This is a genomic window from Streptomyces sp. ADMS (genome assembly GCF_033441795.1).
Lineage (GTDB): Bacteria > Actinomycetota > Actinomycetes > Streptomycetales > Streptomycetaceae > Streptomyces.
On sequence record NZ_JAVFVX010000033.1, the window covers coordinates 1 to 10,511 of the forward strand.

Consider the following 10,511-nt stretch of genomic DNA (forward strand, 5'->3'; position numbering starts at 1 on the left):
GGCGTGAGGGAACCCGCCCCCGCATCCCCGGACCACGGACACGATCCGTGCCGCCAGGACGCGGAGCGAACGCGGGCAACCAGAACGGCCCAACACCGTCCGGGGCGTTCGGCCGAGCACGAGACCTGGCAACAGGCCTCACTCCCGCTCAGTCTCTGGGAACGGTTCTTCCGGTTCACGGCGGGATTCCGCCACTGAACGAAGGAGTCCGCCGGGACCCAGGCAGGCGACTTGGGTTCGGTGGACGTTTCCGGTTCTCGACCGGGAAGACCAGGAAATTCTTCGTCGTCGCCCAGCACGGCGCGCCGGATCCGGCCGCGTGGACGCGCTGCGGGCCGTCCTGGACCGGAACCTGCGCCGGTTGTAGGTCACGCGCGGTCCAGTCTGCCGCCGGTGTTGCGCACCGGCGGCAGACTGGACCGCGTGACTCCCCGCGATGTACGGCTACTTGCTCGCGGCGAAGCGCATCAGGGCGAGTTCGTCGCCCTGTTTGATCTTCCCCGTCGTGTTGATCACTTCGAGCTTCCAGGCGGTGCCGGACCGGACGGCCTTGGCGACGGCGCAGCCGTTGTCCGTGGTGAGCATGCTGGGCCAGATGTCGGCGACCTGCTGGGTGCTGCCGCCGCTCGCGTCGTACACCTTGAAGCTGACGTTGCGCGCCTTCTGGAAGGAACTGCCCTTCTTGTAGGCGGCGGCGACGAACACGATCGAGGTGATGTGGGGCGGGATCTTCGCGAACTCGACCGTGACGGTCTCGTCGTCGCCGTCCCCGTGGCCGGTCTGGTTGTCGCCGCTGTGGAGCAGGGAGCCGTTGCCGATGGGGTCGAGCGAGTCGAGGCCCGCCAGGCGCACCGGGTCGCCGTCGTGCAGGGCGATGGCGATCAGGTCGAGGTCGGTGCCGGTCTTGCGGCGGAGTTTGCCCATCACTCCGCCGCTCGCACCGGAGGTGGGGTCCCAGGAGGCCCCGATGGACAGATGGGTCACCCCGTCCAGGTCCGCCGGGCCGTCTTCCTTCGTGAGAGTAATCATGGGCCCATACTGCCTGGGCCATCACCGAGGTCCCAGACAGGCCCGCGATGACGGCCAGGGACTCCCGGGCCACCGTTCCCAACAGGTCCTTGCCGCAGAACTGCTCGCGCTGGTCGAGTCGGAGGACCACGAGCGGTTCGACGACGTGTACTACCGCATCGCCGCACCCTCACCCTCGTGTCCCCGTCGGGCCCCGTTGCAGAGTTCCTTCTGCACATTCAGGGTGGCCAGGCCTGGTTCCGCTGGAGCGACGAACCCTTTGCCGGACCCTGGGGCGCCAGAGCCCCACCCCAAGATCAACAGGAACAAAACCCTCCACATCCCGTCGAAAATTGAGCCCTTCCGCTCTACAACCCTCGATCTGGTCCAGAAGTCTCTGTGCGTGAGCCATGACGTTCTACGGTGTTCGCGGGTTTGCCGTGACTACTGCTGGGCAAGCGCCCGCCGTTCCGCTGCCGGCCGCTGCTGCCGTTTTCGGGCCGCAGACGACTGTCGGCGGGCGGGTTTTCCGATGGGGGAGATCAGGTGTCGATGCAAGGCGCGGACAGTGGACCGCCGATTCGGGGGCGGGGCCTGGGCGGGACGCAGCAGGTGATCCCGTCACCGCGGCAGCCTCTCCCGCTCGCCACGACCGAGCACACGACCAAGCCGGCAGGGACGACGAAGAACCCCACCCGGACGACGGCCAGGCACGCCGCCATCCCGGGCCGTGGTGACCGTCGGCTCTACGCCATCGACGGGCTCCGCCTGCTCGCCGCCCTCGTCGTGGCCCTGCACCACTACGCCGGAACCTGGCGGACCGACCAGCCGGACAACCTCATCTGGGGCCGGCCGGTGTCCGACATCATGCCGACCTGGTTCCGGTTCTCCGCCTACGGCTGGATCGGCGTCGAGATCTTCTTCGTGATCAGCGGCTTCGTCATCTGTATGTCGTGCTGGGGGCGCACCCCGCGGCAGTTCTTCACCTCCCGCGTGATCCGGCTCTACCCGGCGTACTGGTTCGCCATCATCTTCACCTCGGCGTGCCTCGTCGCCATGCCCGGTGTGTGGAAGCAGCACCGGCCGCGCGAAGTGCTGCTCAACTTCACGATGCTGCAGTCCGGTTCCCGCGTCTCGAACGTCGACGGCGTGTACTGGACCCTCTGGTCGGAACTCCGCTTCTACCTGCTCTTCATGGCCGTCGTCGTGACCGGGCTGACGTACCGCAAGGTCGTCGTGTTCTGCTGTCTCTGGGGCGCCGCATCGATGATCGCGCCGGCCGCCGGCTTCCGCCCGGCGACACTGATCATCAACCCGGAGGGCTCCTGGTACTTCATCGCCGGTCTCGCCCTCTACCTCATGCACCGCTTCGGCCAGGACCTGCTGCTCTGGGGAATACTCGGCCTGTCGTGGCTGATGGGCCAACTGGAGCTGGGGCACCGGATCGACACGATCGAGAAGGTCTCCAGCTGGCGCGGCAGCGTGCTGATCTTCACCCTGTTCCTGCTCGTCATGGTCGCCATCGCCCTCGGCTACACCGACCGCATCCGCTGGAAGTGGCTGGTCACGGCGGGCGCTCTGACGTACCCCTTCTACCTGATGCACTACCTCGTCGGTACGACGATCATCAGCCGCCTGCGCGACACCATGGACGCCCGGCTCCTGGTCGTCTCCGTGATCGCCGGCTTCCTGGTGCTGAGCTGGCTGGTGCACAAGTTCGTGGAAGCGCCCCTGGCGAGGCTGCTCAAGCGCGGACTGGACACGTCGTTCGCGCGGCTGCGCAACGCCTCGTCCATGTCCTGACCGCCGGCCGCCCCCTCCGCCGAAACCCCGGGTCACCCTCCTGGCCCGGGGTTTCCTCCTGCCAGGCACCGTTCAACCCATATGCACAGCAAGGGCGTTGACCCGCCCCGGGCGCACCAGCAGAATGAGCCCGCGCGTTCATGAGAGCGCTCTCAATCCAGCAGAGGAGACCCATGAACGGCAGGTCCGACAACCCCCACAACCCCCACAGCCCCGGTCCCTCCGACCCGGAAGGCACACCACGCCCCGCGCTCAGCCGCCGTACGCTCCTCGGCGCCGCCGGCCTCGGTGCCGCAGCGCTCACCGCGGCGGGCTCGGGCGCGGCAGGCGCCGCCACCGCCAACTCCGCTGCGGCCTCCGGGAGTTCCGCCCAGCGTCGAGCCCACTCCTTCCTCGCCGCCGCCATGGACGCCTACCCCGACCACGGCGACGTCCGCCTCACCCAGAGCTACACCGACCAGGCGGGCCTGTTCAGCACGGCGTTCACCTACGACAACGCCCTCGCGATACTCGCCCACCTCTCCGCCTGCACCGGGCCGGGCCGGCGCCGGGCCGTCGCCCTCGGGGACGCCCTGCTGTACGCGCAGGCCCACGACCCGGTGTACGACGACGGCAGGCTCCGGCAGGCCTACAACGTCGGGCCGTACGTCTTCTTCGACGGCGTCGCCCAGCCCGACGGATTCGTGCGGGCCGACGGCACCGCCAACGTCGGCACGCAGTTCGGGTTCACCGGTACCGCCGTGGGCGACATGGCCTGGGCCGGTATCGCCCTCAGCGCCCTCGCCCGCCGGACCGGGAAGCGCCGCTTCCTCGACGGTGCCGTGCGGATCGGCACCTGGATCGAGGTGAACGGCAGCACCGAACAGCCCCTGGGCGGCTACAAGTTCGGAGTCGACGGCGCGAACGCGAAACTGCCGTTCAGCTCGACCGAGCACAACACCGACCTGGTCTGCCTCTTCGGACGGCTCGCCCTGCTCACCGGGGACCCGGTGTGGCGGGAACGGCGGGCGAGGGCGCGGGCGTTCGTCGAGAAGATGTGGGAGCCCACCGCCGGGTCCGGGGGCTTCTTCTACACCGGCACCAACGACGGCGTGACCGTCAACAGGTCCCCGATCCCCGAGGACACCCAGACCTGGACCCACCTCGCCCTCAACTCCCGCCGGTACTCAGGCTCCTTGGACTGGGCCGCCGCAGAACTGGCCGTCCTGGACCGGGCCGACCGCACCAACAGCACGGTGCCCGCGGGTCAGTCGTACGAGGGGGTCACCTTCAGCTCCGCGAGCCTGGTGGCGAACGAGGACGCCCCCATCGCCGAGTTCCAGCCCAGGCCCAACCGCAACGGTGTCTGGTTCGAGGGGACCGCGCACCTCGCCCTCGCCCTCCGGGACCGCGCCGGACGTGGCGACGAGGCCCGCGCCCATCGTCTGGTCGCCTCGATCGAGCGGGCCCAGGAACTCCTCGGCACCGGCCAGACCGTCGGCGGCAGGGCCCTGCCCGGGCGCGCCGGAGTCGTCTCGGCGACCAGCCCCCTCGACACCGGCTTCGGCTTCGGCTACTACTCGTACCGCCACACGGGCGCGACCGCCTGGTACCTGCTGGCGGCCGCCCGCGCGAACCCCTTGCGGGCCTGACCCCCTATTTGGGGGACCTGAACGCGCCCCGGAACAAAGGAGCTTCGCCCCGCGCCGTCCCGTGCATCCGCAGCGCGTGACTCACCAGGGCGTGGTTCGCATGTACAGCCTTCCGGGCGGGCCCGAAGCCCGGGGCGCCGAACGCGCAGGGGTTGACCCGTTGTTTCTTCATCCGCGCCCTGACGACCGGTTCGCCCTCGGCGACGGCGATGTGCTCCCGGTGGTACCGCGTGTGCCGGAAGGTTTCGAGGCACGCGTAGAACGCCGCCGGCCCCTCCCGCCCGGCGCGCAGCATCTCCGCGGTGATGACCCGCCACCCAACAGGGCGAACGCGTCTTCGCCGCAGACCTGGTCCTGCGTGACCCGGGCGCCTGAACGGGAGGTGCGCCGCACGGCCAACGCGCGGCGCACCTGCCGGAGTTGAGCCCGGACCCGCAGACCGTCAGGCGGTGGCCGCAGCCGCCGCCCTCCCCGCCTGTCGTCCCGAGAACAGGCACCCGCCGAGGAACGTGCCCTCCAGCGACCGGTACCCGTGGACCCCGCCGCCGCCGAAGCCCGCGACCTCACCGGCCGCGTACAGACCGGGAACCGGGGTGCCGGTGGCGTCGAGGACGCGGCCCGACAGGTCGGTCTGGAGGCCGCCGAGTGTCTTGCGGGTGAGGATGTTGAGGCGTACGGCGATCAGCGGTCCGGCGGAGGAGTCCAGGATCTTGTGGGCGGACGCCGTACGGCTGAGGACGTCACCGGGGTAGGAGAGGGCGTTGCGGATACCCATGACCTGGAGGTCCTTGCTGTACGCGTTGTCCATCTCGCGGTCCCGCGCCTCGATCTGGCGCTGGAGCGAGGCCAGGTCGATCAGGCTCGTGCCGGTCAGCTTGTTCATGCCCCGGACCAGCTCGGACAGCGTCTCGGACACGACGAAGTCCTCGCCGTACTTCTTGAACCGCTCCAGCGGCTCCGGGGTCTGCCAGACGCGCGAGAGCAGCATCCAGATGTCCTTGTTGGTCAGATCCGGGTTCTGTTCGGATCCGGAGAGCGCGAACTCCTTCGCGAGGATCTTCTGGGTCGTCACGAACCAGGAGTAGTCGTATCCCGTGTCCGTGATCGACTTGAGGGTGTGGAGGGTGTCGTACCCCGGCATGTCGGGTGCGGAGAACCTCTTGCCCGTCGCGTCGAACCACATCGAGGACGGGCCGGGCAGGATGCGGATGCCGTGGCCCGCCCAGATCGGGTCGTAGTTCTTCAGACCCTCCGTGTAGTGCCACATCCGGTCCGGGTTGACGATCCGGCCGCCCGCCTTCTCGGTGATCCCGAGCATCCGCCCGTCCACGTGCGCGGGCACGCCCGTGATCATCGACTTGGGCGCGGTGCCCATCCGGGCCGGCCAGTTCTGCCGTACGAGATCGTGGTTGGCGCCGATACCGCCTGACGTCACGATCACCACGTCCGCGCTCAGCTCGAAGCTCCCGACCACCGTCCGCGAACTGGCTTTGCCCCGCGCGGCGGTGCTCGCTTCGAGAACCGCGCCCCGTACGCCGGTGACGGTGCCGTTCGTCCGGATCAACTCGTCCACGCGATGGCGGTGCTTGAACGTCACGAGCCCGTCCGCCACCGCCGCCCGCACCTTCTTCTCGAACGGTTCCACTACGGCGGGACCCGTGCCCCAGGTGACGTGGAAGCGCGGTACGGAGTTGCCGTGGCCGTCCGCGAGGCCGCCGCCGCGCTCCGCCCAGCCGACCATCGGGAACCACTGCATTCCCAGGCCCGCCAGCCAGGACCGCTTCTCGCCGGACGCGAAGTCGACGTACGACTCGGCCCACTTGTAGGCCCAGTGGTCCTGGCCGAGCGGGTCGTCGATGTCCCGGTCGAAGCCGGCCGTGCCCAGCCAGTCCTGCCAGGCCAGGTCCTTCGAGTCCTTGACGCCCATCAGGCGCTGCTCGGCGGAGTCCACGAAGAACAACCCGCCGAAGGACCAGAACGCCTGGCCGCCGAGGTTGGACTCCGGTTCCTGGTCTAGGAGCAGCACCTTGCGGCCCGCAGCCGCGAGTTCGGCCGTGGCCACCAGCCCGGCCAGACCGTGGCCCACGACGATCGCGTCGGCTGTCGTGGCCGCCGCCGAGGCCGCGAAGGCCGTACCCGTCTGGGTCAGGGCCGTGGCGGCGACCGCGCCACCGGCCAGCGTCAGCGCCCGTCGCCGGCTGACCGGGTCAGTCAAGTGCTCCATGGGGGTGCCTTCCGGGAGGGGGAGATGCGGCGGACGCGGGCGCAGCTGCGGAAGCGAGTGCGCATGCGCGTGCGCGTGGGGGGTCCGCGTGAAGGGGTGTGTTTCTGGCGAGCCTGGAGTTACCGTCGGTAGCGCCCAGGGAATCAGGTCGGCACGACAGCGCGATAGTGGCCGGGAGCCAACGCGTCCACCCCTCCGTTGTGTCCCGGCGACGACACCGCACCGACGCGGAAGGGGTAGGCCCATGACGGTCCTCACCGACGCCACCGACGCCACCGAGCGGCCCGAGCGCGAAACCGTCGCCGAAGTGCTGCGCGCCATGGCCGCGGACGCGGGCGTCCAGGGCGAGCTCGTGCACGCGGCCCGGACGCACTCTCCCGAGGTGGCCCGGCTCGCGGAGGCGGAAACCCTCTGGCACGTCACCGCCATGATCAACGCGGCAGGCGCCTGGCTGGGCGGCGCGGACCTCGGCGAGCGGGACGCCCTGGGGGGCGGCTCCCTCATGGGGGACACCGGTACGGGGAACACTCGTACGGGAGACGCCGGTATAGGGGACAGCGACGAACAGGGCATCGACGCACAGGACTTCGCCGCCGCCCTGCTGCTCGGCGCCGACCGCGCCGGTCAGGGCGTGCCGATGACCGCCGTACTGCGCGGAGTCCAGGCCGCCCACACTCGCGCCGTCGAGATCACCGTCGACCGCTGCCGCCTGGCCGGGGTGCCCGACTCCGCGCTGCTCACCGCCGTCCTGCGGCTCAAGGAGTATGGCGACGCCCTGCAGCGGCACGTCGTCCACGGGTATCGCGCCGCCGAGTGGGACACCCCGCGCGCGCTGGGCGAGACCCGGGCGCGACTGCTCCGCCGGCTCCTCGTCGAAGGCGAACCGCCGCCCACCGCCGAGGAGTTGACGCGAGCCGGGCTGCGCCAGGGCGTCGTACGTCACCTCCTGGTCGCAGACCCGGGCGACGACCCCGCCCGCACCCGGAGTCTGGCCCACCGTCTGGCCGCCCTGCGCGGCTGCCTCTTCGGCATGCTCGACGGACGGCTGGTGGGCCTGTATCCACGGCTGCCGGCGGGTGAGGAGATCGCGGACGGGGAGGGGGAGGGGGAGGGGAAAGTCGGGAGCGGTCCGGAGGACGGGGGTGCGCTCGTCGTGGTCTCACCGGCCGTACCTCTGGACGACCTCCGGGCCGCGTACGGCCTCTGCGTCCGCGCCCTGGACCTCGGCGGAGGACCGGCACCGGGACCGTACGGGCGCCACGGTGTGTTCGAACTCACCGAGCTGGCCGCCGAGATCGCTCTCGCCGACCAGCCGCTGCTGGGCGCCTGGCTCAGCGCCCGCCTCCTCGCGGACCTTGATCCCCGGGACGACTTCCACCGCCAGATCGCGGTGACCGCACTCACGTTTCTCGATCACGGTCGCCGTCTCGACCGGACGGCGGCTACCCTGTTCACCCACCCCAACACCATTCGCTATCGCCTCGCCCGGCTCCAGCAGCTCACCGGCGAGTCCCTGGCGGACGATCTGCCAGGCGTCGTCTCCGGGCCGCTGGGTAGCTTGCACTGGTGGTGGGCGCTGCGAACGTGGCTGGGGTACGGCTCCGGCGGAAAGCCGTAGGGTGTTATGCAGAAGAGACGTACTTAATGCGTACTTAATACATCCTTACTGTAAACAGATAGCATCCGACCGCGATGGTGGGGCGTCGGCGGCCGGAACGAGGTGGGTCTGGTGAGTGGCATGGCGGTGGAGCCGCGTATCGCGGTGGCCGTGGTGACCATGGGGAACCGGCCCGCCGCGCTGAACGCGCTGCTGGAGTCGATTGCCAAGCAGGACCTCTCCCCCGACCGCATCGTGCTGGTCGGCAACGGCTGTCCGCTGCCCGAACTGCCCGGGCTCTCCGGCGAGGTCACCACCATCGAGGTCGACGAGAACCTCGGCTGCCCGGGTGGCCGCAATGTGGCCCTGGCCCGGCTGCGTGAGTTCGGCGACATCGACGTCGTGGTCGACCTCGACGACGACGGCCTGCTGATCGACCCCGATGTGCTCGGCCGCGTAAGGGACTTGTACGCCGCCGACCCCCGGCTCGGCATCGTCGGCTTCCGTATCGCCGACGAGAACGGCGTGACCCAGCGCCGGCACGTCCCCCGGCCCGGCGCGGGCGACCCGATGCTCGGCGGATACGTCACCCAGTTCCTCGGCGGCGGCCACGCCCTGCGCATGTCGATGCTCGACGAGACCGGCGACTGGCCCGCCGACTTCTTCTTCGCGCACGAGGAGACCGACCTCGCCTGGCGGGCCGTCGACGCCGACTGGAAGATCCTCTACGAACCGCGTCTCCTGCTGCGCCACCCCAGCACCTCGCCCGCCCGGCACGCCATCTACCACCGGGTCACGGCCCGCAACCGGGTCTGGCTGGTCCGCCGCAGGCTGCCGCTGCCGCTGATCCCGGTTCACCTGGGCGTCTGGATCGCGATCACCGTTCTGCGGGCCCGCTCCACGGCCGCGCTGCGGGCCTGGTTCGGCGGCTTCGTGGAGGGCCTGCGCGAACCGGCCGGAGAACGCCGCCCGATGCGGTGGCGAACGGTGTGGACGCTGACCAGGCTGGGCCGCCCGCCGATTCTCTGAACCCCGGGGGCAGGCATCCGATACGCGATATGAGGGCCCCGGCCGTCACCTCTGGCGACCGGGGCCCTCTCGCGTATCCGGATCCGGTCGCGACGGCGACACTCCCCCGAGCTGCGCGTCGTACGCGCGCGCCCTCGGACCGGCTCCGTTGAGGTGATCACATCAGGCCACACCAACAGATCGCTAACATGGACCTCCGGCAAGCGGACGAGACGGCAGTGGGGCGAGGACATGCGGTGCGGTCTGCGGTTCGGGCTGCTGGGTGCGCCTGTCCTGTACGACGACAGCGCCCCCAACGGCCGTACGGGGGACGCAATCCAGCCGATGCAGCCGATGCAGCCGATGCAGCCGATGCAGCCGATCCAGTCGATCGGCAGCGGCAAGGTACGGACGCTGCTCGCCGCCCTGCTCCTCGAACCCGGCCGGGTCGTCCCGGTCGAGGCGCTCAAGGACGCGCTGTGGGGCGGGGCGCCGCCGGCGTCCGCACAGGCATCGCTGCACAACCATGTGACCAGGCTGCGCCGGCTCCTCGACGATCCGGAGCGCCTGCGAGCCGTGCCGCCCGGCTATCTGCTGAGGGTCGGCCCAGGCGAGTTGGACGTGCACGTCTTCCAGGCGCACGTCCAACGGGCGCGGGCCGCCCACGCCAACCAGGACTGGCCGCGCGTCCTGACCGAGTGCGCGTCGGCCCTCGCCCTGTGGCGCGGCACCCCGCTGGCCGGCCTTCCGCCCGAGACCGTCGGATACGCGTTCACCCAGCGCCTTGAGGAGGCCCGTCTGCTCCTGCTGGAGTGGCGGTACGACGCCGAGCTGTACGTCGGCGGCCCCCGACTCGCCGCCCTGGTACCGGAGTTGACGGCGTTGGCCGCCGAACACCCGCTGCGCGAGTCCTACCACCGCCAACTGATGCTCGCCCTCCACCGCACCGGCCGCCGTGCCGAGTCCCTCGCCGTCCACCGCGACCTGCGCAACCGTCTGCTGGAGGAGCTGGGCGTCGAACCGGGGGAGGCGGTGCGAGCAGCGCATGTGGAGATACTGAGGACACCCGCCGACCTCCCGGTCCCCTACATCCCCACACAGCCGACATCGGGCTCAACCCCACGACCAACTCCCACGCCCACGCCGCGATCCGGGGCGGCGCCGGGATCGGCTTCCGCGCAGGCGTCGGGTTCCGTCCCTGCTCCGGGGTCTGCGTCCATCCTGCGGGCTGTGTCCGTGC

At 70.4% G+C, this 10,511-nt stretch carries 7 protein-coding genes and 1 pseudogene; 6 read left to right on the forward strand and 2 right to left on the reverse strand.

The window, feature by feature from the left end; genetic code table 11:
* Positions 1-198: pseudogene (locus tag RB628_RS16595) on the forward strand (hypothetical protein); the annotation flags it as partial.
* A 246-nt stretch (positions 199-444) separates the two neighbouring features.
* On the opposite strand, the gene RB628_RS16600 reads toward RB628_RS16595, so the two are convergent.
* Entirely contained in the window at positions 445-1,029 is a 585-nt protein-coding gene (locus RB628_RS16600) for a TerD family protein (protein WP_318321210.1), read from the reverse strand.
* Between the two features lie 525 nt (positions 1,030-1,554).
* Here RB628_RS16600 and RB628_RS16610 point away from each other — a divergent pair.
* Both RB628_RS16610 and RB628_RS16615 read left to right on the forward strand, forming a co-directional pair.
* A complete protein-coding gene (locus RB628_RS16610) occupies positions 1,555-2,811 on the forward strand; it encodes an acyltransferase family protein (protein WP_412180670.1) in 1,257 nt (418 codons plus the stop codon).
* 173 nt (positions 2,812-2,984) lie between these two features.
* Entirely contained in the window at positions 2,985-4,442 is a 1,458-nt protein-coding gene (locus RB628_RS16615) for a Tat pathway signal sequence domain protein (RefSeq protein WP_318321211.1), read from the forward strand.
* A 442-nt stretch (positions 4,443-4,884) separates the two neighbouring features.
* Here RB628_RS16615 and RB628_RS16620 read toward each other — a convergent pair whose 3' ends face one another.
* A complete protein-coding gene (locus tag RB628_RS16620) occupies positions 4,885-6,666 on the reverse strand; it encodes an FAD-binding dehydrogenase (protein WP_318321212.1) in 1,782 nt (593 codons plus the stop codon).
* Positions 6,667-6,910: 244 nt separating this feature from the next.
* Here RB628_RS16620 and RB628_RS16625 point away from each other — a divergent pair, with 244 nt between their 5' ends.
* From RB628_RS16625 to RB628_RS16635, 3 genes are all read left to right on the forward strand, one after another.
* Complete coding sequence (locus tag RB628_RS16625) at positions 6,911-8,284, forward strand: helix-turn-helix domain-containing protein (RefSeq protein ID WP_318321213.1); 1,374 nt, start codon at positions 6,911-6,913, stop codon at positions 8,282-8,284.
* Positions 8,285-8,404: 120 nt separating this feature from the next.
* Entirely contained in the window at positions 8,405-9,292 is an 888-nt protein-coding gene (locus tag RB628_RS16630) for a glycosyltransferase family 2 protein (protein WP_318321274.1), read from the forward strand.
* A gap of 231 nt (positions 9,293-9,523) precedes the next feature.
* On the forward strand, positions 9,524-10,511 hold a 988-nt coding region (locus RB628_RS16635; protein WP_318321214.1), incomplete at its 3' end, for an AfsR/SARP family transcriptional regulator.

Bases quoted from the DNA above. Each gene is read 5' to 3' on its own strand.
- RB628_RS16600 (WP_318321210.1), bottom strand. From the start codon at position 1,029: ATGATTACTCTCACGAAGGAAGACGGCCCGGCGGACCTGGACGGGGTG.
- RB628_RS16615 (WP_318321211.1), top strand. From the start codon at position 2,985: ATGAACGGCAGGTCCGACAACCCCCACAACCCCCACAGCCCCGGTCCC.
- RB628_RS16620 (WP_318321212.1), bottom strand. From the start codon at position 6,666: ATGGAGCACTTGACTGACCCGGTCAGCCGGCGACGGGCGCTGACGCTG.
- RB628_RS16625 (WP_318321213.1), top strand. From the start codon at position 6,911: ATGACGGTCCTCACCGACGCCACCGACGCCACCGAGCGGCCCGAGCGC.
- RB628_RS16630 (WP_318321274.1), top strand. From the start codon at position 8,405: ATGGCGGTGGAGCCGCGTATCGCGGTGGCCGTGGTGACCATGGGGAAC.